The following is a 21,338-nucleotide window of genomic DNA, read 5'->3' as shown; positions in this document are numbered from 1 at the left end:
CGCGGTCGTCAGCGATGCACGTCGCCATGACCAGTACTGATGCGGCCACCGACTCATCGGTGCTCCATGCTGCGCGAGTCGTCGGCGAGCCCACCTCAAGGTCATCGGCGAGAAACGGATGACGGCTGGCGACCGCAACGCAGCTCGAGCGCGGCGCGGTCCTCCACATCCGCTTCGCGGACGCCAACGTCAGCGAGTCGCAACCGCAATCGCCGCCCGCTTTCGTTCCGGGGAAACTGTTGCCGAGCTGGCCGCAGTCCTGGGCCGGCGCCACGACACCGTGCTCCGGCTGCTGACGGAGGCCGGGATTGCCTTCCCGGTCGTGCTCCCACCGGAAACAACGGATGAGGACACAACCAGGATCCTGGCTTACTGGCATCGGCGAGGACTGTCCGCTGAGACGCTGGTCGACCAGACCGGGCTGTCGTCGCGAACGATCCGCCGACACCTTGCCGCCGCGGGAGTAGCGCCCTCGACGTCCTCCGTCCTCTCACCACGGGCCGCTGCGTTGGCGGGCAGGCAGTACGGCAAGGGCAGCAGCATCCGGCAGCTCGCGGCTCGATTCGGGTGTTCCTACACCACCATGCACACGGCCCTGGTCGCGGCTGGGATCTCGCTGCGACCTCGCGGTCGCAGGCCATCGACTTGCGACCAACCGCCTAATACAACAGTGGCTACGTAAGACATAGTTGGCGTTGTTGCTAGCAACAGCAGTGACTGCTCCGGTTTGATGGCGATGGCGCCGTTAGGACCAGTGGAATCCGGGATGTCGGGATGGAGACGCCTCCTCGTTAACTCGCCACGCTCATCCACCGGAAACCCACCCGGCGAGTAATCCCGCAACCGATCAACGCAACGTAAAGTCGACGAATTCAGGGACCTAGCTTATTCATGCGCGTAGGTTGTCGACGACGAAGGCTGCAACTTTCTTCGTTGCTCCGCAGGGATCGTACTGCCACGGCCCGGCACTGGAGTCCTCGTAGGTGTTGGTGCGGATGGTGACCATTGTGGCGTCGTCGATGCCCAGCGCCAGGGAACACGATAATGGCCCTTTGTCGCGATGGCTCCCTACGTTCTCTTCGATCGCGATCAGAACGGCAGGGTAGCTGTTGATGCTGAGTTCTTCCCAGTGATTTCCGGTGTCAAAGCCTTGAGCATGGCGACCGTAGAGCGAGTAGAGGCTTCGGAAGTACTCTGGTTGATAGGAGATGCTAACACCGGATGTCCTGCCGGTTTTCATGTTGCACGCGCCAACTCGCCCAGGCTCGATCGACGCTGAGGCGAATCCGATACCAATGAGTTGGTCACTTGTCAGCGCCGCGCAAGGGTCCGCGGTGAACTTGCTGGTGTTGAGTGGCGACGGAATAGCCGGGCTGGGAACCTTGGTTTCTGACGGCGGCGTGGTGTGCGTGCCAAAGCTGCAGCCGGTCAAGGTAAGAAGAGCTACGGTCAGCAGGGCTGCGGGTTGGCGCCATGGGCGTCGTCTGGTGGTCATGAGTGGTCGGCTCCCGGTTTGATGCGCCAGCGTTGCGGGTCGTCGATCACGTCGACGCTGGAGCCGACCGGGGAGATCACGGGAAAGTTGTTCTCGATGGACGTGAAGTCGACGCCGGCTTTGACGAAGTCGCCCACGGTGGTAATCATGCTGCCGAGAGCCGCACTGCAGTCTTTCCAGAAAGTGGCGAACGCGTTATTGACGAAGTCGATGACATCTTTGGTCTCGAGGGCGTTCAGAACTGGAACCTCAGCGGTAAGAAGGGCGATCACAACTTTTCCGCCGACCTGTATCAAGTTGGCGGCGCAGTTGCCGATGAACCCGATCAACGTCTTGTAGGTGTCCATGACGGCTTTCGCGACCGCCGTCATGGTGCTGGTCAGCTTGACGATCCCGTCCTGACCTTTGGACAACGCGCTGGTCGCCAAGCCAGCGTACTTGTCGAACTGCGCGTAACCGTCACCTTGCCATGCCCCGTTCAGCGAAAGCTGCACTTCGTTGATAGCCGCTGCGGCTTCTATAAGCTTCTTGTCTCTTGCGAACTTGTCAGCCAGGGCGACAACTTTACCGATGTCACCCAGAATGAAGACCCTCAGGGTGTCCAGCAGGTTGATGATGCCCTCGGCGCCGATCAGGTCGGCGATGTCACGGATCTGCTGGTCTTCCGCCTCAGGGTAGGCCAACATCGGGTTGCCTGGATTGTTCTGTGGCGGAACGGGATGGGGTGTCCCGGGAATCACGGTGGCCATCTACCGAACACCTCCCCGCTGGTGTGTCGTGGTGGTCATTTCATGCCGCCTTCGATTTTCTTCAGCTTCTCGTACGCTTCCTCATCGAGCTGCTCGTAGTACTCGGCAGCTTTGCGTAGCGCGTCGCCGAGGTTACGCAATTCGGTCGCATTTACCCGGGTGAGTTCGATGATCTGATGAATGGCGTTATTGTACCGTTCGACGGTTCCGACGCCGCGCAAGCCGGGCATAATAATAGTGGCGGTGCCGGGCAGGCCGAGGTCGTCGCCCGCCAGCATCGTGTCGGCAAGATCGGTGTCGGCGAACGCCTGCGTGAGGTCGGCGGCGTGTCCCACACCGTTCGCGGCTTCCCGCAGTTTCTCGGGATAGACCCTGTACCCCTGCCCATGACCGAAAACATCGCCGATACTCATACGATCCTCGCTTTCTGCTGAGCCAGTGCCATCATCGCGTCGCGCTGCGCGTGAGCGTCCCGCTCGGCGGCGTGGATGCCGCGCAGCAGCTGCTGGGCCAAACTGGTCGCGGTGTACGCCTTCATGGCCGGCACGTCCAACGCCACCTCCACCAACTCGCCCGACCCGGCGACGGTGATCATGCCCAGATCACCGGGGAGCTGGTGCGTGGTTCGCGCTCGGTCGGCGTCCTCGCCAGCCTGCTTGACCGCGGCGACCTTCGTGTGGATCTCGTTGACCAGGTTCTCCAACTCGTCGGCGTAGCTCACCAGCGCCCCCTGTCCGCATCGTCGGGGTCACCGGCGTCAGTGACGAAATCCAGTTCATCGAAACTGTCGTGGTCCTCAACCACCGCCCGCCGGCGAGCCGGGCTCACCGCGGGTTCGCCCGCCGGGATCGGTGGCGGCTCGGGCCGCCATTCCTGATCCTTGTCGAGCACCGCACGCAGCTTGCTCAGGCTCACCGCCGACGCCTGCCGCCGCGCCGCTGACACCGCGTCCAGCACCGCCGGCCCGACCAGGTGGGGGTGGGAACCGCGGATCGCGTGATCCGCGATCACCAGAGTGAGCAACGTGCCCTGGCCGGACACGGTCGCCGTCGCGATCTTGTCCGCCGACTGCGCCGAGTACCGCGCCGCGGCGAGCTCGGTATCCAGCTCAACGGCCTGCTGTTGCAACTTGGCCACATTCAACGACATGCCCACCTCCATCTTCCTCAGCGACATGCCCGGTGCCTCGACGGCGAGCCCGTCACGCACGGAGCGCGTCGAGCGTGTTCTCCAGCGTGCCGACGATGTAGTCGGAGGTTCCCGGTCCGCACGCGATGTCCAGCCCGCCGTCGTCGCCTGGGCGCAGGTAGGTGAGAACCCGGCCATGCTCACCACTGTCGACCACGGTGAGCGGCATACTGGACTGGCGGATCCCGTCCACCCGGGCGGCGACATACACCTGATGGCTCGCAACCCGCGGTGCGCCCATCAACGCGCGGAGCTGCTCAGCCGGGTCGGCAACGGTGTAATCGCTGCTGACATCGAGGGCGTAGCGCTCGCCTGCCGAACTCCGCCCATACTGCGACCGCAGCACGGAAAACTCGCCAATGTCAGCGGCCGCGAAGCCAGGCAACCGCTCCACCACCGCGCGAGCAAGCCGACCGGTCCGGGTCCTTTCCAAGGTCAGCAAGCCACCCTCGATAGTGGCCACGACCGCGGTCCGCCCGACAGGAATCGCCAGCACCGCCTGATCACGACCGTGACGGTCACTGGACCAGCTATAGCATTCGGTGTCCGCGTTGGCGATGGCCAGCATCAGATCCCGAAACTCACCGACGACACGACCTCGACGCAGATCATAAAACCCCGGCTCAGCCAACGCCTGCCTGGTCAAATCGTCCAGACCGGAAGCCGCGTCGTGTTCGACCCACACGTCCACGATGCCCAGCACCGGATGCGACGAACCGACCCGCTCCCACTCCCACTCCCACGCCTTCGCGACCGCCAACCGCGGCACCGTCACCGGCTCGTCAAGCAGCACCATTCGTCCCCTCGCTTCTGCTGCTGCTACGTGCCGATAACAGGCGGTGTGGCCTTGCCGTCGTAACCGAACAGGGCGTGAGGATCAGCTTCCTGCAGGTAGTCAGGCGACTTGTGCTCCTTGTCCTCCTCCTTATCGCCCTTACCCGCACCGGCACCCATCGGCATCCCGTTCGCGCCACGCGCCCCAGCCACCCCCAAGCCTGGGCCGCCTCGCATCCCAGACTCGGCCAGCCCGCCAAGCCGACCAGCGCCGGTCGCCTTGCCCGACTCACCAGGAACACCGCCCGCGGGACCGCCCCCACGAACCGACGACCCCGATCCACTGCCACTGCCAGGCCCGCCACTGCCGGTTCCGAAGGACCCCGGCACGCCCGGCAGGTAGCCACCACCAGGACCGACACCACCGGAACCACCCGTCCCGCCGCTGGGGACAGTGACGGACGCGGCGGCACATCCGAGCCAGACCGGTCTACCCCCCGCTGGTGTCGTGGTGGCCCGGAGGGACCTGCCCACGACGATCCTGCCCGCCCTGGACCTGGCCCGTATCCGGCGTCGGCTGCAGCGCGAACGTACCGCCCACGGCGTCGGGAACCTGCCCATAATCGATCGGCATCTTCTGCGCGTGACCGTCGCTAGTGCCGGTGAACCCCTGATAGACAACGTTGTTCTGCTGCACAGCGGCGTTACGCTGGTTGACCTTGTCCTCGGTATCGGTGTCCCACGGAGTCGCCACATCCCACCCCGACCTCGACGGCGGCACGTCCGACACCTCATGCAGCGAATCACGCGTCGACGTGAACGCGTGCGCCTGATCGGTCAGCGTGTTCTGGCTGCCCTGCAACGCGCTCGACGCCGACGTCGCGACATCCGCGAGCGGACGCAACGACCCCCGGGCCACGTCACCGCTCTGGCCTGACCAGGCGCTCTCCAAGCGGCCCACCGCCGTTAACGTGTCCGTCTCGATGCCCTGCTGCTGGCTGGCCTGTACCGAACTGGCGTGCTGCGCCTGCCCGAGACTGTCCGGTCCCGGTCCAGCTTTGACCCGGCGCACCAGCTCCCCCGGAAGGATGACTTTGCCTTCGGCCTGCATCTGCTTCAGGTACGCCTGGAACGCCTCAGTGCCCGCGAACACCATCACGCACCACCCTTCAAGGTGGTCAGTGCGAGATCGGCGATGTTGCGCGCGGCGTCACAGGGATCGGCTTGGCCGACCTTCGAGCGTGCCAGGGTCGCGTCGGCTTGAAAAGCGGCGTTACCCGCGACTCCGACCGCGACACTGCATCGCCCCGTGGAGCGGTCGTCGCTCGGTCCATACGCCACCACCGGGTACCCGTGTAGCGGCTCGAGTTCTTTGAAGAACCCCTCGTTCTTCTTCGCGTACACGTGACCAAGGCCGTCCTGCCAGGCGTACACCAGCTGGATACCCACAAGAGAGCCCTTGTCGAGGTCGCTCCACGAGCACGACTTGGCGGCCCCGGTGTCAGTGGCCGCATTGCGGTGCGGCGTGGCCGAGAACAACGTGGCGAGCTGAGCAGTCGTCAAGACACTGCACGGGTCACCTTGGATGACTGACGCAGGCAACGGGTTGGTGATCGTCGGCAATCCCGAGCCGGGGTTTCCCTGGCTGCTGCCCGACGGCTGGGCTGTCGGGCTTGAACTTGGCAGCGGCTGCGCCGTACCCGGCTTAGTCGAACAGGCGGCCAAGGCCCCCACAGTCAGCAGGCCAGCGACGCACACGCCGAGTCGACGGAGAAGAGGATCCATCAGAACAGGCCCCCACCAGCCTGGTTGAGATCGTTGCCTGCTTGCCGGTCATTCGCTTCGTGAATGCCGAGCGCATCGTCCATCTTTTGGATGACCGAGCTGAGGTAGGCGCTCTCCCGCATCAGATGGCCCCGGTAATAGTTACCCGAGGTGTTGTTGGCGTCGGTGTTGCGCAACGAGGCAGGGTCTTGCCCTGGCGATTGGATGGTCCACATGGGGATGGCGTTGCGCAGTTGGTCCTCGATCCGAGCCCGCAGCGTCTTCAAGTTCCCCAGTTCAGTGGTCATTGCCTCGCGGCTGAGGTAAAAGCCTGCCGCACCACCGGGCGCTGCTCCGACGCCGCTGGCAGTGCTGTCGGTGAGGAAAAGTTGAGTCCCTCTAAAACCCCGCCCGACTTGCCTGCGGGTGCCCCTGCCTGCTCAACCACTTACGTCCTCCCCCTGCGCCCAAACCCGACCGTAGCGTCACCAACTCGCACCGATGGTAGCCAACCGGAGACCGTGTGTCTCTTAAACGTGGCAGATCACAGTGGGCGTTGAGCTGGGAAACTTGTCAGAACCGCACACGGCCGATCAATTGCCGAACGAGCCTTCCCCCGGGTACAGCGCGGCATGCCGACGGGTCATGGCCTCATACTCGACGTACGCGCGCGAGTCGTCCGGGCCGCCAGCGGCGATCATGTCGTCATAGGCCAGGGCCTGCGCCGTGTGCACCGCGCCGAGCTGCTTCAGCCCTGCCGCCGCCCGCAACGACCGCTCGACCATCGCAACAGTGTCCAACCCCTTGCCCGTGAACACGGCGAGCTGCGCGGCAAGGGCACGTTCCCGTTCCGCCATCGCCCTCGCCAGCGCGGCCTGCGCACGGCAACGCGCACCATATCCGGGCCGGTCAGCGCCAGGATCCGAGCAGTGCGCTCCATCGGTCATGCCGTCGATGATGCCTCAAGCCCAAGTACGCACGGGCGTAGGCGGCAACAGGCCGTCAGCACCCTGCCGGCCAATTTGAGTCAACTGGGCACAACACACGCGACACCGAAGGGCTCACCCGACACGAGATCACGTAGACGCGGACGGGTCCCATAGGGCCTCAACCTGATGACAGGCACCGGCAACCTCCGGACAAGGTCCACCGTCGCCCTGACACCCGTCGACGCGGCAGCCGGGAAGCCCTTCCGGCAACCTCCTCAGTGCTCCCGCTCTGTCCCCGGCCCGCACCTGGGGAAACCACGGTGATCCACGCGCACGGCCTCGATATTCGCCTAGACACGGCGGGTAAGAGCTCGGCCGCCAACAGAGCAGCGCAAGTCGACCGCGAGCCGGTAGCCATATCTCCTGCACACGTAGCATGAGCAAGACGCTCGACGAAAATGAATGAAAAACACCGCTTCGACTCGAAACGTCCCAGGTCAAGAAGTGTTCTCCCCGCATGCGCGGGGGTGGTCCCGGCCAGTTGACGCGTCAACGACGGGTGCGGGCGTTCTCCCCGCATGCGCGGGGGTGGTCCCTATCGGGCGGACAGTGCGCTTGTCCAGCGCGTGTTCTCCCCGCATGCGCGGGGGTGGTCCGGTCGTCGGCGACTTCGCGGTACTCCTTGTGCGGTTCTCCCCGCATGCGCGGGGGTGGTCCGTGCCAGACACGATCATCCTGCCGGGCGACATCGTTCTCCCGCATGCGCGGGGGTGGTCCGTCGCCCGAGTAGGACACGGCAGTGACCAGGTTGTTCTCCCCGCATGCGCGGGGGTGGTCCCGGTTCCGGCACCTGCTCGAGGTGCAGTGGTTCGTTCTCCCCGCATGCGCGGGGGTGGTCCGTTCGGCACGATCATGTGCCTGTGGAAGCTGGAGTTCTCCCCACATGCGCGGGGGTGGTCCGCGGCCCGGGAAGTCGGGTTTCGTCAGGCCATGGTTCTCCCCGCATGCGCGGGGGTGGTCCCGCCCTGTTATCACCGTGCCGACCGAGTTCGAGGGTTCTCCCCGCATGCGCGGGGGTGGTCCGAGGAAGAGCAGCCCGGCGTGCCGGTTAACTCCGTTCTCCCCGCATGCGCGGGGGTGGTCCGTGGGTGAGGTGGCCGGACTCGTCGGCCCGGGTTCTCCCCGCATGCGCGGGGGTGGTCCCATGAGCACCATCACCATGAGTGAACTGTCCCAGTTCTCCCCGCATGCGCGCGGGTGGTCCCGGGGAACGGTGGTACGTCACCGTCGACGGGTCGTTCTCCCCGCATGCGCGGGGGTGGTCCGCTTTCCATGGTGATCGGCACACCGTCGAACCAGTTTTCCCCGCAAGACAGGATTCGTGGAGGCGGCACTGCCAGCGCTGGTCGCACGTCTGCGGGTGCACAACGACACCCACCCGCAGACGCAGCGGATCCGCTTGCGGGTCGCGCTCACGCCGGGGAGGTCGGCTACGACCCTCCAGCTCGCTGACGCTGGCGTTCCGGTTGTGTGACGCCCCGGCACTGAAAGCGGCGCTGGCCGGGGGTGCTGGCGATCATCACGTCGGACTGGCTGTTCGACGACGTCGTCCGCCATGCCCCGCCACCGCACCCGCCACCTGGCACCCGGTCCCGGTCGCCGTGAAGGAAGTCGACACCACCGGCTGGATCACCCTGCCCGACCACCCCTACCCACCCACCCCGGCGGCGAGCACCGGAACGCCGCGGGCCGGGCGGGCACGCTCGAGGGCGCCGGAGGTGGTGCCGCGGCAACTGCCCGGGTCGGTGCGTGACTTCACCGGCCGCGCCGAGCACCTGGCCACGCTCAACGCGCTGATCCCACCCGACCCTGACGAGAACGGGCTAAAGACGCGGGCGGCACGGTCGGTGGTGATCACCGCCGTCGACGGGACAGGCGGAATCGGCAAGACCACCCTCGCCCTGCACTGGGCACACCAAGCCCAAGCTCGTTTTCCCGACAGCACGTTGCACATGAACCTGCGCGGCTACGGGCCCGGTACCCCAGCGAGGCCCTTAGCGGATTCCTGCGCGCGCTGGGCGTCGCGCCCCGCGCGATCCCGGCCGACGTTGAGGCGCAGGCGGCGCTACTGCGCTCGCAGCTGGTGGGCACACGCGTGCTGATCCCCAGACCCGCCGGGCTGGGTAGTGCCTGGGTGTCCAGGTCGTGACGGATTGACCACTCTCGGCTTACAGTCTGGGCTCTACCGCTGGCGGGGAGGTCTGATGGTGGGATCTGGCATGGGAACGCCCGGGGTGTTCGGGCAGGCGCAGTTCCGGATTCTGTGGGCCGCTGCGGTGACCTCGATCGTCGGTGATCAGCTGGCCAGGGTCGCGTTGTCACTGCTGGTGTTCGCCAGGACCGGCTCGGCCGCGGCGACCGCCGGGACATACGCGCTGACGACGATCCCTGCGCTGGTGTCCGGCGTGTTGCTGTCGGGGCTGGCGGATCGATGGCCGCGCCGCTCGGTCATGGTGACCGCGGACGCGGTGCGGGCAGTCCTCGTCGCCGCCATGGCGATTCCCGATGTCCCGCTCGGCGTGCTGGCCGGTCTCTTGGTGCTGGTGCAGCTGGCAGAGGCACCGTTCGCCGCGGCGCAAGGCGCCGTGCTTCCGGACTTGCTTGGCGGCCGCTACGAGGCCGGGCAGACGGTCATGCTCATCACGCACCAGACGTGCCTGGTCGGTGGGTTCGCCGGCGGCGGGCTGCTCGCAAGCTGGCTAGGACCGAACGTCGCGCTCGCCGTGGACGCCTCGACGTTCGCCGTGTCCGGGGCGCTGCTGCGAGTGGGGATCGGCCGGTATCCCGTCGAGGCCGTCGCCGCCGCGGTGCGGCTGCGAGTCGAGCTCGCCGGATGGCTGGTGCGGGTAGGCCGGGGCGCCGGGCTGGTGGCGCGCGACCGGCGGCTGCGGATGCTGATGAGCCTGGGCTGGCTCGCGACATTCACTGTCGTCCCTGAAGGCCTGGCGGTGGTGTTCACGACGCAAGCCGGGTTGGGCACCGGGTGGGTTGGTGTGCTGCTGGCCGCCGAACCGGCCGGCGCGGTAGCCGGGGCGGTCCTGCTGCGGCTGGTGCCGCGAACGATCCGGCTGCGGATGCTCGGCGTGCTCGCGGTGGGGACGTCACTGCCGCTGCTGGGCTACGCCACAGCGCCGGGCGTCGCGGTGGCGCTGGCACTGCTGGTCGTCTCCAGGCTCTGCTCGGCTTATCAGGTGAGCGCCGCGTCGACGTTCGTGCAGGCGCTGGGATTCGCGCGGGCCGGGCTGATCGCCGGGCAAGGTATCGGCGTCGCGGCCGGTGGCGTCATCGCCCAAGCCGCCGGGTCGGCCACGATCGCGATCGCGATCGCGCTCGCCGGTGTCGCCGGCACCGCGCTGGCGATCGCCGCGGCAGCGGGCTGGGCGCGCCTCGTCCCCGCTCGGATCGCGGACGCTTTACCCGCCGAACCGTAGGACCAACACCCGCCACCCGGGTAAGCCGGTCGTCCGGCGATGCCGACAGGTCGGTGATGATCTCGGCTGTCCCGCCACCAAGGCGAGGAAGGCGGTGGGTATCCCGGCGGCCGCGCCGCGTTGACGCGGGCGCCGGGCCCGCTCGCCCGCCTCGATCAGCGGGGACCCGCTCCAGGCGGTGGTCTCCGTGAAGGGCATGTCACCGCCAGATCTTGTCGCGCATCAGAAAGTCACCTCCGTTCCGCAGCTCGCCGGGCTCGATCCGTCGTCACCAGATCTTGTCGCGCATCACGCACCTCCTCGCGCCACCAACGCGGGCCGACCGCATCCTCGAGCGGGCCCACGAGGTCAATGGTCGCTGGTCTGGGCCCTTGAGGTCTCGTCAGCGCAATGGGGGCTGACATTTGCGCAGGTCACGACGTACGGTGCGTGGCATATGGGTGCGGAGAGAGACACGAGGGGCGGCTTGTGGACGGCGGCGACCGCGCGAGACCCCGTTGGCTTCCGTGGACCTGGTCGCTGTGGCACCTCCCGACACGGCCGCTGATCTACGTCCTGAGCATCGAGACCGCCGCGCTCGCCGCGGTCCTGCTTCTCGCCGGCCCGGCACCAGCCGCGAGCTGGGCCACGGCGGGGCTGCTGGCAGCGTGCGCCGTGCTGCACCTGCATGCTTCGCACGCCATCGAGCGGATCCGCCGCGACCGCTCCCGCCTCCCCCACGTCGACCTCTGCTCGGTGTGGACGATCGCCGGCGCGCTCGTGCTGCCCGCACTGGCCGAGGTCGCGCTCATCCTCGTGATCTACGCCCACCGCTGGCTGCTGGTCGGACGGTTCGACCAGCAACGCCCGCCCTACCGGGCCGTCTTCACCGTCGCGATGATGACGCTCGCCGCGCTGGCCGCCTCCACCGTCACCACCAGCACCGGGCTGCGCGACCACCTGCTCACCGCCCAACTGGGCTGGGGCGACGTCGCCGCGCTGGTCGCCGCGATCGCCGGGCACTGGCTCGTCAACTCCGCCATCGTCGCCGGGATCCTGCTGCTCACCGCCGACCTCACCCGTCGCCGCGACGCGCTCGGCAGCACCGCCGACAACCTCCTCGAAGTAGCCCAGCTCGTGCTCGGCGGTTTCGTCGCGTTCGCCGCAGCCGCGTGGCCGGAAGTGACCCTGCTGATGGTGGTGCCGCTGCACCTGGTCCACCAAAGCGTCCTGCTCCACCAGTACAAACTCGCCGCGCGCACCGACAGCCGCACCGGTCTGCTCAACGCCGTCGCCTGGCAAGACACCGCCCACGCCGCGCTTCAGCGCGCCCGCCACGGGCGCACCCCGGTCTCAGTGATGCTGCTCGACCTGGACTTTTTCAAGCGCATCAACGACACCCACGGCCACCAGGTCGGCGACGACGTCCTCACCCGCGTCGCCACGGTCCTGACCGACACTGTCCGGCGCGGCGACGCCATCGGCCGCTACGGCGGGGAAGAGTTCGCGGTCCTGCAGCCTGGTGTCGGCCGAGCCGACGCCGCCGGCATCGCCGAACGCATCCGCGCCGGCATCGCCGACCTCGACATCCGCGACGACCGCGATCAGCCCGTGCGGCTCACCGCCACCATCGGCGTCGCGGCCGGACACCGACGAGACCACCATAGAAGGCATGCTGCGCGCAGCCGACGCCGCGCTCTACGCAGGAAAAGACGCCGGGCGCAACCAAGTCCGCGCGGCCATGACACCCGGATCGATCAACCACACCTGAGCAGCCGCACTGGCCATTTCACTTCGCTCATCGCCCGCATCATCAGCTACCGCGGCGGGCGCTGATCGCACCGGACGCCCACCCGTCAGGGTTTCTTAGCCACCAGGCCGGTGCTGAGCCAGTGCACAAGCAGCACGGCGGCGTGGACGGCGGCTTCAGCCGCATCCGCGGCGTCGAGGCGGACCTGTCCAAGTGGGACCAGGACGACCGCGGCTACGCCGACGTCCCGGTCACCAAACCGCTCACCGAGCTGCAGATCGCGAAACGCCTGCCGACGTTGAGCATCGCTCGGCGACGAGCGTCCGCACGTGCGTGGCAAGATCCGCGAATATGTGACGCTGTAGAGCCCCGGAAGAAACGAGAACCTAATGTTAGAAGTCGAGCAGCACGCATTGAACGAGTCCGAACAAGGGGAGATCACGATGACATCGACGGCAGTGCCGATCGTGCGCCGGTCGGCTCGGGCTGTGCTGATCGACGATGAAGCCCGGCTAGTGACGATCAAGCGAACCAAGCCCGGGGTGGCACCGTACTGGACGACGCCGGGTGGAGGGATTGAGCCGGAGGACGTCAGCCGGGAGGCGGCGCTGGAACGTGAGCTTGTCGAGGAGTTAGGAGCTTCGGCCATCGTAGGGCAGCAGCTGACCCTGCTGACCTCGCCGACTGAAGGCGGGCAGTCCGTGCAGTACTTCTTTGCCGCTCGCCTGATCAGCCTCGATGCTGCGCTGCGGACCGGTGATGAGTACGCCGATGCCAGCCGGGGCGGTTACGAGCTGGAGCGGATCCCCTTGGACCAGCTCGCCGAGTACGACCTCAAGCCCACCAAGGTCCGGGATTTCATCGTGGAGAACCGTGCGGCGTTGCTGGCCGATCTACCGCCGAAGGTGCTCTAGTCGAAAACAGTGCTCCAGCAGTGATGGATCTCCTGCTCGGAAGCATTTCCGGGTCTGTCATCTCCCGTGCTGCCAGCGTCCGGCGGGCGGCAGCGTGAAGGAAGTCGCCGCGGTGAACACCGCGCCAGGCTCTCGGATGCCGATGGCGTGCGCGGCGACAGCGCCGATGAGTAAGACATGGGCGACCACGAGCACCTGCCGCTGCGCGCCGGTCGCCATGTACTCGACCAGCTCGGCCGCCTCGGCGGCCCGCCGGGCGAACGCGGTCAGGCTTTCCCCGCCGGGCAGCGCGGTGTCCGGTTCGGTGGAACGGATACCGCGCCACCGAACGTACTGCGGTGGGTAGTCCGCAGGCGCGATCCCGAGGACGCAGTCGGGCGCCCGCCATTCCCGCAGCTGCGGGTACGGCTGGTCGAGCGGAACACCGAGCTCGTCGGCGAGGATCCGCGCGGTCTCCCAGGCCCGAGGCAGCGGACTGCTGACTATCCGCCCCACTCCGAGCTCCACGAGCCCGTCCGAGGCCCGCTGCGTTTCTGCGCGGCCGCGGTCGCTGAGCGGTGTGTCCGCGCGAGCGTGGGCAGTGGGTCGTTCGAGGCCGTCGATGCTGGTTGCGTGCCGGATCCACACGACCGTCGGCGGGGTCATTGCAGGCACCAGCCGCCGTCGATGGTGAGGGTCTGCCCGGTGATGAATCCGGCCCCGGCCGAGGCGAGGAACGCGACCGCGGCCGCGACGTCGTCGGTGCGGCCGCGGCGCTGGACGCATTGGCAGGCCAGCTGGCGGACTTCCATTGCGGTGTGGTCGTCGGCGGCGACGACAGTGCGTTCGGCGGGGACTTCAATCGACCCAGCCCTGATGCAGTTCACCGTCACTCCGGCCGCGCCGAGCTCGCGGGCCAGCGCCCGGGTCAGCCCTTCGAGGCCGGCTTTCGCGGCGATGTAACCGGCGAGGTCGACCCGGCCGAGCTGCGCGAGCACCGAGGAGATCGCGATGAACCGGCCGCGCGACCCGGCCGCGGTCAGCGCCGCGGTGGCGGAGCGGGCGAGCGTGGCGTGGGTGACGAGGTTGACCTGCAGCTGCCGCTCGAAGACGTCGATGCTGGTGGCTGCCCAGGGAATGCGGGGGTAGGCGCCGGCGGCGGACACCACGACCTGCAGCTGTCCATGGCGTTTAGCAATCGCGGCCCCCAGGTCGGCGGCGACGGCCGGATCGGTGAGGTCGCCGATGACGGTCGCGGTCCTCGCGCCGCGGTCCCGGCACGCGGTGAGGATCTGGTCGAGGTCGTCGTCGGGTTGCAGGTGGCTCAGCAGCAGGTCGTGGGTGTCGGCGAGGCGGAGCGCGATGGCGGCGCCGATGCCGCTTCCGGCGCCGGTCACGGTGGCCCCCGGGCGGATCTGGGTCATGGGGTGGCCTCCACGGGTGCGGTGAGATCGAGCAGGGTCTCCAGCTCGAGGTGGGGATTTTGGACGTGGGTGATCGCGGCGAGCAGGACGAGGGCGTCGGCCGCGGTGAGGTCGGCGGGGTGGTAGACGCCGAGTAGCCGCAGCAGCAGATAGGGCCGCAGCCATCCGGCGACGTTGTCGATGCCGAGGTCCGCGGCGACCGGGACGACGAGGTCGCGCAGGTAGAGCGCGGCGAGCCACCGACGCGCGGGTGAGGCCCGGTGGTGGATATCGGCCTCGATCAGGCCTGTCCGGACCTGGTGCAGGGTCGCGCCGGGCCCGGACGGTGCAGTGGCCAGCGCGGCGGGGTGATCGGCGTAGGCATCCGGGTGCATCGCCGGGGTGAGGCGTGCGCCGTGCAAGAGCAGGTCGACCAGGGCGACGGCGAACTCGCCGGCGATCGCGTTGTGTCCGCCGGTGTCGTAGTCGAACCAGAACGGGCCGTTCTGCGAGGTCCAGCCCAGGTTGAACGCGGTCGGGTCGCCCTGTGTCACCACGGACCACACCGACCGCCCGCTAGCGAACTCACTTCGCAGGTCATCGAGCACCGCAGGGAGGTCGAGCCGATGCTCCACCCTGTTGAACAGCAGGGTGGTGCCCGCGAGATCGTCGGTGCCGACCGGGGTTCCGTCCGGGCCGGTGAGCCAGAGGCGGCCGGTGCGGTAGTAAGCGTCGAGGCGCCCGCCGGGCCGCGCCCGGTCGCCATAGAGCTTCTGCACCAGCTCGTGCGGTGTCCGGCGGCGGACGGTGGCGGTGATGACGCGGCGGTAGTGGCCGAGAATGTCGGCGGCCGCGGCGTCCAGCTCGCCGTAGCGGCCGGTGTTCTCCGCGGTGGTGATGAGGTCGAGCAGCAGCCCACGGCCCGGCCCGACGCCGGGCTGGCGCCGGTAGACATGGACGTACCAGCGCCCGGCGCGGCCGTGGGCGAGCAGCGCGGGCACCGGGTAATGCTCGGCGAGGACCCGGTACCCCGCGGTCTCCGCCCGCGCCTCGGCGATGGCGGGATTGGCTTTCACAAAGAACTTCTGCCCGAGGACGTCGGCGTGCCAGGCGTGGTTCGCGGTGTAGCGGCGGTGGTGTCCGATGCGAACGAACACGCCTCACCACCATCCCGCTGCGACGCCGGCCGCGTCGGCGATCCCCGCGGCGGGCAGCGCACCGATCGCGGCCGCGGTGCCCCAGATGGTGTCGTCGAGCTGGTCGCGGACCGGGCAGCGGTCGGCCGCCGAGAGCGCCATGGTGAAGGGGGTGGCCACGGCGTGGTGGTTGCGGCGGCCGGTGGTCCATTTGGTGTGGGAGTGCCGGGCGTAGAGCCCGAGGACGTGCGGGCCGGTCCTGTCGGCCCGCATGGCGAGCGCGGCGAGGTGGCTCAGGCCGGTGTCGTTGCCGATGACCAGCTCAGCGGCGGCGAAGGCCTCGATCGCGTCGGCGGCGTCGAGCGCACCCAACATCTCCACCTCCCCGTCTCCGCTCGCGGCGGCTGGCGTGGGTGTGTCGAGCGGGGTGATCATCGCGAAGCTCAGGCCGAGCCGGCGCGCGGCCAGGTGCGCAGCGATCTCCCGGAACCCGGCGGTTCCGTAGTCCTTGCGGTCGGGGCGGCTGGTGGCGCCGACGAACACCACCCGCCCTGGCCGCGCCGCGCCGGTGGCGAGCCAGGCCGGTGCCGGGGCGGCGTCGAGCGGGAGCCGGACGCCGAGGCGCTGCTCGAGGGCGAGGTAGTAGCGCATCGGCAGCGCGGCGTGCACTTGGACGACCTCGTCGTCGAGCACGTCGAGCCAGGTCGGCGGGCCCTCAGCAACGACGGGGATGTCGAGTGATGCGTGCCCGCCGCTGGTGAGGACATGGTTCCCGGCCGCGCCGAACACGGTGACCGGGAGCCCGCAGTGGCGCATCAGGTCGGCGCGGGGGCCGCGGTAGGTGATTTCGTAGCCGGTGACCGAGTGCAGCGCGACGGCGGCGGCCAGCCCGAGCAGGGTGTCGCCGAGGCTGTCGCCGGGCAGGGTGAGGTGCCAGCCTCGGCGCAGGACGTCGCGGTCCCACCCGGTCGGCGCCGGGGCGTCGCCGGCGGAGCGCCGGTAGGGCAGCCGCTGCCCGAGCGGCGCCTGCTCACGCGCGACGATCTGGTCCCCGCCACGCACGAACAGCACCGACCCGGGCTCCGGGGCGGCGGGTGCGATGGTCACAGGGTGGTGAGCGTGCACAGGGGCACTCCGATCTCGGCGAGGCGGGCGCGGCCGCCGCCGGTGCTGTCTTCGACCAGGCAGACGATCCCTGCGACGACGGCGCCGGCGGCGCGCAGCATCGCGACGAGGTTGGCCGCGGTGTGGCCGGTGGTGATCTCGTCGTCGACGACGAGCAGCCGCAGCCCGGCGAACTCCGCGTAGGTGAACACGTCGGTGCGTCGGGCGTGCGGCTCGGCGAACTTCTGCTTGTGAGGCAGTGCGAGATCGAGCTTCCAGGCGAGGCGGTAGGGCAGATCCGCGGCAAGCGCGAGCGCCATCGTCGGCGGAATCCCTCCGGCATCGAGCCCGAGCAGGAGGTCCGGACGGCCGTGGCCGGGATCGGCGGTCCAAGCCGACCACAGGTCGCGGCCGATGGTCTCCAGCCGGGCGGGCTTGACCGCGGCGAGCATCCCGTCGAGCTCATGCACGATCCGCTCGTCACGCATCCCCGGTTCGACACCGAGCCGCTCCACCCGCTGCGCCCGGTAGCCGAGGCGAATATTCGTGCTGGTGCTGGTAGGTGTGGTCATGGGTTCCTCCGCAGGACTGTGGTGGTCAGGGCGTCGACGAGGGCGAGGGTCGCGGCGACCGCGGCGAGCAGCTGCTCGACGGCCGCGGCATCGGGGCGCTCGGCAGCGGCGAGCCCCGCGACGGCATCGACCGTCAGCGTCCCCGCGCACGGCCCGTACCCGGCGGTGATGGCGGGGTGCTGGGCGAGGAAAGCGGCCAGGACGGCGTCGGTGTCGTCGAGGTCGGTTCCGGAGGCGCGCAGCCAGATCTTCGCGAGCAGCACGAGGTGCTTGTGCAGGGCACGCAGGTTAGGGCTTCGCGCGGCGAGCAACCGGCGGGTGGTTATCAGGACCAGGCCGAGCTCACCGCGCGAAGCCCGGTCATCGGCGGCGGCGCTCGGGCACGGCGGCCGGTACCCGGGACGCCGGTAGAGGACGCCGCTGCCGGCAGCGGCCGCGCGCAGGGCGTGCACCACCCGCGGCGGTACTCGCCCGCCCTCGACCTCGGCCACTGTGAGCATCGTGAGTCCGACCTTCACTCCGCCGGAATCCGGCAGCGCATCCGGCACCGTTCGCAGCCACGGCAGCGGGAACGCGTCGCCGACGAGCAGCAAATCCAGGTCGCTCCACCCCGCCCGCCACCCCGGGCCGCCGGTGGTGCCGGTCGCCACCAGCAGGGCGGTCCGGTCGTCGACGAGGTGCTCGCGGAGCCGCTCCAGCAACGCCACTGACGTCACGGGCCCCCAGCCGGCCGGTTCGGCGGCCGCGCGCGGGACGTCCAGGGCCGGGAGCGCGAGCTTGAGCGCGGCCAACGGGCCGCTGTTGTCGAGCAGGACGTCGGCGTGCTCGACGATCCGGTCGGCACCCCGGGATGTCTTCACCGCGTCGCGCGCGGCGAGCTCGCCCGGTGTCTCGCTCGTGCGGGCGGCCCGCGTGCCGGGCGCGGCGTCGAGGTAGATGACGCGGACGATGTCGCCGAGCAGTTCCCGGAGATTGCGGGTGGAGTCGTTGCGGTGCAACGACTCCACCGACAGCACGGTGGTCTTGTTGGCCTCGCAGAACAGCAGGATCTCCTCGGCCAGGTGCGCGGCCCGGACCCGTTCGGACCAGGCGTAGGGGTCGTCGGCTCCGGCACGCAGCGCCGCAACCCCCAACAGCCACCCGATTTTGAGGCGGGTCGCGCCGTGCTCGGCCGCCAGCAGCTCCCCAACGGTCGACTTCCCGCTCTCCGAGAGCCCGCCCAGGCCCCACACCCGCTCCGGAGCGGTCGGCGGCAGTGCCCGCACCGCGACATCGCGGTCGGTGAGGACGTCGCGCAGCTGCCGCTGGACCTCGAGCACGGTGTGCTCACCGCGCACGATCACCGCGTCGTAGGCCCCGGCCGCGACCTGCAGGTCGAGGACTTCGGCGAGTGCGTACTGGTAGGCCTCGTACCAGCGGCCCGGTGGCTGCGGGTCGCGGGCGAGCGCGAGCTCCGCCTCGGCCTCGGGCCCGTTGTCGGTGTGGCGCAACAGGATATGGAGTTCCTCGCGCGGCTCGGCCGGCCACCGCCGCGCCAGCGTGGTGACCTCAGCCAGTGCCTCGAGAGCGTCCAGACTGTCCTTGACTACGCAGGTCGCCGCGCAGGTCGCGAGCAGCATCGGCTCACCGCGGTCCTCCCACGCCAGCGTGCCGCTGCCCGCGCGGCGGGCCTGGTGGCTGGCCATGACGAGCTCGACGTGCTCGGCAGTGCCCGACGCGGTGAACCACCAGGACAAGAAGCCGGGCCCGGCGACGGCGGCCCAGCCGGGATGCCAACGGTCGACCGGCCCGGCGAGGTGGCTACCGGGCGCGGCCGCGGCCAGCCAACTCAGCGCGGTGGTCTTGCCGGTGTTGTCGGCCCCGCACAACGACACCGCGCGCATCGGCGCTGTCATCGGGCGGTCCCGTAGGCCTTGAGGGTCCGCCACGACGGAACTCGCCGCCGCCCCGCGGCGAGATCGGCCACCAGGACGCTGTAGGCGTGCGCCAACTCGCCCAGTTGCGCCGCTGCGCGCCCGGTCATGAGGTGTTCGGCGCGCACGACGGCGATCGCGAGCCGGTCAATGACCGACCCGACCGTCTCGGTGTGCAGCGGTGCCTCGGCAGGGCCGGCAGGTAGAGCGCGGTCGCACCAGGTGTCGATCTCGTCGACGCACCCCGCGCGCAAGCCGTTGAGCTGGTCGATCATACGTTTGGTGGCCGCGAGCTCGCCGTCGCTCGCACCCGGCCGCCGGGAGCGGTCCTCCGCGGCCCACTGGCGGCGGTGCTGCGCGCCGAGCCGGACACCGATCGCGAGCACCGGATGCGGACCGGGCAACCCAGCGGACCCGCCGGCGCGCAGGGCCAGCAGCAGGGCCGCGGCGCCGGGCAGCACCCCCGGGGTTGTGGGCTTCGTTGCGCGGGTTCGGGTGAGCAGCGACACGAGGCTCTCCTTACGAGGTCAGGGAACGACCGAACGGGGCGGTGGGATTCCGGATACTGGAATCTCGTAATCGGATGTCTCATGCAACCGCCGCGCGCCCTTCGCCGACAGGTCCACGAGGGGGTGCAGGGTGGCGCGCCACCCTGCACCAGCGGTTATGGAGCGAGTACGCTGGGTCAACTGGGCTGGGAGGACACCGTGGTCGACCGCGCACCGAATACCAAGCTGCAGACCGTCATCGCTGAAGCCGGCATCAGCGCCGGCGCACTCGCCGCGCGCGTCACCGCCCTCGCCGCGCACCAGGGCCACGAGGTCCACTACACGCACCGCTCGGTCGCGAACTGGACGCGGCACGGCATCCAGCCGAAACCCGAGATCCGCACCCTGATCGCCGACTCCCTGGCCGAGCGCCGCGGTCGGTGGGTGTCGCTGGCGGAGCTAGGATTCTGCGTCGACGAGGACGACGACCAGCTGGGCCTCTATTTTCCCCGTGAGCCCGCCCAGGCCGTGTTCACAGCGACACGATTCTGGAGCCAGATGCAGCGCCGCGCCTTCCTCTCCGCAGGCCTCGGCATCGGCGCCTACGCCACGCCGGTCCGGCGGTGGCTCACCACCCCCGCCGATCGCCAGATCACCCTGGTTCGTCCCGCCGCTGCCGGGCTGCGGGTCGGCCGCGCCGACATCGACGACCTGCTCGAAGCCGCCGACGACGCGCGCCGGTGGGATAGCCGTCACGGCGGCGGCAACTGGCGACTCTCCGCGGTGGGCAGCATCCTGGTCGACCGCGCGACCCCGCTGCTGCACGGCACCTACACCGACGCCGTCGGCCGCCGGCTGTTCTCGGCAACGGCGCAGCTGTCCCGGCTGGCGGGCTGGACCTCGTTCGACGCCGGGCTGCACGGGCTCGCCCAGCGGCACTACATCACCGCGCTGCGACAGGCCCGCACCGCCGGGGACGTCCCGCTCGGCGGCTACATCCTCGCCTCGATGGCCCTGCAGGCGTCGCTGTGCGACTACCACGACGACGCGATCGACATGGCCCAGGCCGCGAGCGCGGTGGGCGGCGCGGCCGCGACTCCCCGCACCAGGTCGTTCTTCTACCTCATCGAAGCTCGCGCGCACGCCCGCGCCGGCGACACATCCGCCGCGCAACGAGCCCTGGGAACAGCGGAAACCCTGCTGGGGCAGGCCGATGCTCGACTAGGCGAAGACCCGGCCTGGATCGACTTCCACAGCTGGGACCGCCTGTCCGCCGATGCCGTCGAGATTTTCCGTGACCTTGAGCAACCGCTCGTCGCGCAGCGCTGGAGTGCTGGTGCCGAATCCGCTAGCGAGGGGTTTCGTCGCTCGGCCGGGCTGGGTGGCCTGGTGCTGGCAGGCACGTACCTGCAGTCTGGCGCGCTCGACCTGGACGCAGCAGTCGTCACCGCTCAGAGTGCGCTCGCCAGCCTCGCCTCTATCACCTCTGCGCGTGCCACCGACTATGCCCACGACCTCGCACATCGCCTGACGACATGGGCAGCCGTCCCCCAAGTGTCGAGCCTGATCAGCGCGCTGTCTATCTAGGGCGTGTCCCGTGGATCATGGAACGGGGTCTCGGAGCCAGATCCTGATTGAGGCGACATCACTAGTCCCGCGGAACATGTAGTCACGCTTGTCATACCGAGTGGCCACCGCTCGATGGTTCTT

General features: G+C 69.1%; 23 protein-coding genes and 1 CRISPR repeat array. Of the genes, 6 read left to right on the top strand and 17 right to left on the bottom strand.

Annotated elements, in window-relative coordinates; genetic code table 11:
* Positions 1 to 118 precede the first annotated feature (118 nt).
* A complete protein-coding gene (locus QMK34_RS48085) occupies positions 119 to 682 on the top strand; it encodes a helix-turn-helix domain-containing protein (RefSeq protein ID WP_442785293.1) in 564 nt (187 codons plus the stop codon).
* A gap of 207 nt (positions 683 to 889) precedes the next feature.
* Here the strand turns inward: QMK34_RS48085 and QMK34_RS37000 are convergent, their stop codons facing one another.
* The 10 genes from QMK34_RS37000 to QMK34_RS36955 all read right to left on the bottom strand — a co-directional run bounded on the left by QMK34_RS37000 (position 890) and on the right by QMK34_RS36955 (position 6,917).
* On the bottom strand, positions 890 to 1,495 hold the full coding sequence (locus QMK34_RS37000; protein ID WP_326419403.1) for a DUF3558 domain-containing protein: 606 nt from the start codon (positions 1,493 to 1,495) through the stop codon (positions 890 to 892).
* Positions 1,492 to 2,244, bottom strand: a complete 753-nt coding sequence (locus QMK34_RS36995) for a hypothetical protein (RefSeq protein ID WP_326419401.1) — start codon at positions 2,242 to 2,244, stop codon at positions 1,492 to 1,494. The genes QMK34_RS37000 and QMK34_RS36995 overlap by 4 nt, the downstream gene beginning before the upstream one ends.
* Positions 2,245 to 2,279: 35 nt before the next feature.
* Positions 2,280 to 2,657 carry a hypothetical protein gene (locus QMK34_RS36990; RefSeq protein WP_326419400.1) on the bottom strand — a complete coding sequence of 126 codons (378 nt, stop codon included), beginning with the start codon at positions 2,655 to 2,657 and terminating at the stop codon, positions 2,280 to 2,282.
* A complete protein-coding gene (locus QMK34_RS36985) occupies positions 2,654 to 2,965 on the bottom strand; it encodes a hypothetical protein (protein ID WP_326419399.1) in 312 nt (103 codons plus the stop codon). Before QMK34_RS36985 ends, QMK34_RS36990 begins: the two co-directional genes overlap by 4 nt.
* The gene (locus tag QMK34_RS36980) at positions 2,962 to 3,453 is read right to left on the bottom strand and encodes a YbaB/EbfC family nucleoid-associated protein (RefSeq protein WP_326419398.1); all 492 of its coding nucleotides are present in this window, start codon (positions 3,451 to 3,453) and stop codon (positions 2,962 to 2,964) included. Before QMK34_RS36980 ends, QMK34_RS36985 begins: the two co-directional genes overlap by 4 nt.
* On the bottom strand, positions 3,446 to 4,228 hold the full coding sequence (locus tag QMK34_RS36975; protein WP_326419397.1) for an ESX secretion-associated protein EspG: 783 nt from the start codon (positions 4,226 to 4,228) through the stop codon (positions 3,446 to 3,448). The genes QMK34_RS36980 and QMK34_RS36975 overlap by 8 nt, the downstream gene beginning before the upstream one ends.
* Positions 4,229 to 4,696: 468 nt before the next feature.
* A complete protein-coding gene (locus tag QMK34_RS36970) occupies positions 4,697 to 5,362 on the bottom strand; it encodes a hypothetical protein (protein ID WP_326419396.1) in 666 nt (221 codons plus the stop codon).
* Positions 5,362 to 5,991 (bottom strand): DUF3558 domain-containing protein, encoded by a 630-nt coding sequence (locus QMK34_RS36965; protein ID WP_326419395.1) that lies wholly within the window; start codon positions 5,989 to 5,991, stop codon positions 5,362 to 5,364. The genes QMK34_RS36970 and QMK34_RS36965 overlap by 1 nt, the downstream gene beginning before the upstream one ends.
* A complete protein-coding gene (locus tag QMK34_RS36960) occupies positions 5,991 to 6,278 on the bottom strand; it encodes a hypothetical protein (RefSeq protein WP_326419394.1) in 288 nt (95 codons plus the stop codon). The genes QMK34_RS36965 and QMK34_RS36960 overlap by 1 nt, the downstream gene beginning before the upstream one ends.
* 285 nt (positions 6,279 to 6,563) lie before the next feature.
* Positions 6,564 to 6,917 (bottom strand): hypothetical protein, encoded by a 354-nt coding sequence (locus QMK34_RS36955; protein WP_326419393.1) that lies wholly within the window; start codon positions 6,915 to 6,917, stop codon positions 6,564 to 6,566.
* Between the two features lie 488 nt (positions 6,918 to 7,405).
* Positions 7,406 to 8,224: a CRISPR direct-repeat array (repeat unit 28 nt; unit sequence GTTCTCCCCGCATGCGCGGGGGTGGTCC).
* A gap of 336 nt (positions 8,225 to 8,560) precedes the next feature.
* On the opposite strand from QMK34_RS36955, the gene QMK34_RS36950 reads away from it, so the two are divergent.
* The 4 genes from QMK34_RS36950 to QMK34_RS36935 all read left to right on the top strand — a co-directional run bounded on the left by QMK34_RS36950 (position 8,561) and on the right by QMK34_RS36935 (position 13,033).
* Positions 8,561 to 9,061 carry a hypothetical protein gene (locus QMK34_RS36950; RefSeq protein WP_326419392.1) on the top strand — a complete coding sequence of 167 codons (501 nt, stop codon included), beginning with the start codon at positions 8,561 to 8,563 and terminating at the stop codon, positions 9,059 to 9,061.
* A gap of 102 nt (positions 9,062 to 9,163) precedes the next feature.
* Complete coding sequence (locus QMK34_RS36945) at positions 9,164 to 10,390, top strand: MFS transporter (RefSeq protein WP_326419391.1); 1,227 nt, start codon at positions 9,164 to 9,166, stop codon at positions 10,388 to 10,390.
* A 468-nt stretch (positions 10,391 to 10,858) separates the two neighbouring features.
* Positions 10,859 to 12,205 (top strand): GGDEF domain-containing protein, encoded by a 1,347-nt coding sequence (locus QMK34_RS36940; RefSeq protein ID WP_326419390.1) that lies wholly within the window; start codon positions 10,859 to 10,861, stop codon positions 12,203 to 12,205.
* Positions 12,206 to 12,508: 303 nt separating this feature from the next.
* Positions 12,509 to 13,033 (top strand): NUDIX hydrolase, encoded by a 525-nt coding sequence (locus QMK34_RS36935; RefSeq protein ID WP_326419389.1) that lies wholly within the window; start codon positions 12,509 to 12,511, stop codon positions 13,031 to 13,033.
* Between the two features lie 57 nt (positions 13,034 to 13,090).
* On the opposite strand, the gene QMK34_RS36930 is transcribed toward QMK34_RS36935, so the two are convergent.
* From QMK34_RS36930 to QMK34_RS36900, 7 genes are read right to left on the bottom strand one after another with little or no spacing between them, the layout of a single operon-like run.
* Complete coding sequence (locus QMK34_RS36930) at positions 13,091 to 13,678, bottom strand: histidine phosphatase family protein (protein WP_326419388.1); 588 nt, start codon at positions 13,676 to 13,678, stop codon at positions 13,091 to 13,093.
* The gene (locus tag QMK34_RS36925; RefSeq protein WP_326419387.1) at positions 13,675 to 14,436 is read right to left on the bottom strand and encodes an SDR family NAD(P)-dependent oxidoreductase; all 762 of its coding nucleotides are present in this window, start codon (positions 14,434 to 14,436) and stop codon (positions 13,675 to 13,677) included. The genes QMK34_RS36930 and QMK34_RS36925 overlap by 4 nt, the downstream gene beginning before the upstream one ends.
* A complete protein-coding gene (locus QMK34_RS36920; protein WP_326419385.1) occupies positions 14,433 to 15,572 on the bottom strand; it encodes a hypothetical protein in 1,140 nt (379 codons plus the stop codon). The genes QMK34_RS36925 and QMK34_RS36920 overlap by 4 nt, the downstream gene beginning before the upstream one ends.
* 3 nt (positions 15,573 to 15,575) lie before the next feature.
* On the bottom strand, positions 15,576 to 16,658 hold the full coding sequence (locus QMK34_RS36915) for a glycosyltransferase family 9 protein (protein ID WP_326419384.1): 1,083 nt from the start codon (positions 16,656 to 16,658) through the stop codon (positions 15,576 to 15,578).
* Positions 16,655 to 17,227 carry a phosphoribosyltransferase family protein gene (locus QMK34_RS36910; RefSeq protein ID WP_326419383.1) on the bottom strand — a complete coding sequence of 191 codons (573 nt, stop codon included), beginning with the start codon at positions 17,225 to 17,227 and terminating at the stop codon, positions 16,655 to 16,657. The genes QMK34_RS36915 and QMK34_RS36910 overlap by 4 nt, the downstream gene beginning before the upstream one ends.
* Entirely contained in the window at positions 17,224 to 19,122 is a 1,899-nt protein-coding gene (locus QMK34_RS36905; RefSeq protein WP_326419382.1) for a hypothetical protein, read from the bottom strand. The genes QMK34_RS36910 and QMK34_RS36905 overlap by 4 nt, the downstream gene beginning before the upstream one ends.
* Entirely contained in the window at positions 19,119 to 19,649 is a 531-nt protein-coding gene (locus QMK34_RS36900) for a DUF4254 domain-containing protein (RefSeq protein WP_326419381.1), read from the bottom strand. Before QMK34_RS36900 ends, QMK34_RS36905 begins: the two co-directional genes overlap by 4 nt.
* 198 nt (positions 19,650 to 19,847) lie before the next feature.
* On the opposite strand from QMK34_RS36900, the gene QMK34_RS36895 reads away from it, so the two are divergent.
* Positions 19,848 to 21,215 (top strand): sporulation protein, encoded by a 1,368-nt coding sequence (locus QMK34_RS36895; RefSeq protein ID WP_326419380.1) that lies wholly within the window; start codon positions 19,848 to 19,850, stop codon positions 21,213 to 21,215.
* Positions 21,216 to 21,338 lie beyond the last annotated feature (123 nt).

Origin of the sequence: Amycolatopsis sp. H20-H5 (assembly GCF_035828755.1) — a bacterium.
GTDB lineage: Bacteria > Actinomycetota > Actinomycetes > Mycobacteriales > Pseudonocardiaceae > Amycolatopsis.
Note: the sequence above shows the minus strand (reverse complement) of the source record. Positions and strands in the feature narration are given on the sequence as shown.

What these genes read in the sequence shown, in the direction of transcription:
- QMK34_RS48085 (WP_442785293.1), top strand. Translation starts at nt 119, where the DNA reads ATGACGGCTGGCGACCGCAACGCAGCTCGAGCGCGGCGCGGTCCTCCA.
- QMK34_RS37000 (WP_326419403.1), bottom strand. Translation starts at nt 1,495, where the DNA reads ATGACCACCAGACGACGCCCATGGCGCCAACCCGCAGCCCTGCTGACC.
- QMK34_RS36995 (WP_326419401.1), bottom strand. Translation starts at nt 2,244, where the DNA reads ATGGCCACCGTGATTCCCGGGACACCCCATCCCGTTCCGCCACAGAAC.
- QMK34_RS36990 (WP_326419400.1), bottom strand. Translation starts at nt 2,657, where the DNA reads ATGAGTATCGGCGATGTTTTCGGTCATGGGCAGGGGTACAGGGTCTAT.
- QMK34_RS36975 (WP_326419397.1), bottom strand. Translation starts at nt 4,228, where the DNA reads ATGGTGCTGCTTGACGAGCCGGTGACGGTGCCGCGGTTGGCGGTCGCG.
- QMK34_RS36970 (WP_326419396.1), bottom strand. Translation starts at nt 5,362, where the DNA reads ATGGTGTTCGCGGGCACTGAGGCGTTCCAGGCGTACCTGAAGCAGATG.
- QMK34_RS36965 (WP_326419395.1), bottom strand. Translation starts at nt 5,991, where the DNA reads ATGGATCCTCTTCTCCGTCGACTCGGCGTGTGCGTCGCTGGCCTGCTG.
- QMK34_RS36960 (WP_326419394.1), bottom strand. Translation starts at nt 6,278, where the DNA reads ATGACCACTGAACTGGGGAACTTGAAGACGCTGCGGGCTCGGATCGAG.
- QMK34_RS36955 (WP_326419393.1), bottom strand. Translation starts at nt 6,917, where the DNA reads ATGACCGATGGAGCGCACTGCTCGGATCCTGGCGCTGACCGGCCCGGA.
- QMK34_RS36945 (WP_326419391.1), top strand. Translation starts at nt 9,164, where the DNA reads ATGGTGGGATCTGGCATGGGAACGCCCGGGGTGTTCGGGCAGGCGCAG.
- QMK34_RS36935 (WP_326419389.1), top strand. Translation starts at nt 12,509, where the DNA reads ATGTTAGAAGTCGAGCAGCACGCATTGAACGAGTCCGAACAAGGGGAG.
- QMK34_RS36930 (WP_326419388.1), bottom strand. Translation starts at nt 13,678, where the DNA reads ATGACCCCGCCGACGGTCGTGTGGATCCGGCACGCAACCAGCATCGAC.
- QMK34_RS36925 (WP_326419387.1), bottom strand. Translation starts at nt 14,436, where the DNA reads ATGACCCAGATCCGCCCGGGGGCCACCGTGACCGGCGCCGGAAGCGGC.
- QMK34_RS36910 (WP_326419383.1), bottom strand. Translation starts at nt 17,227, where the DNA reads ATGACCACACCTACCAGCACCAGCACGAATATTCGCCTCGGCTACCGG.
- QMK34_RS36905 (WP_326419382.1), bottom strand. Translation starts at nt 19,122, where the DNA reads ATGACAGCGCCGATGCGCGCGGTGTCGTTGTGCGGGGCCGACAACACC.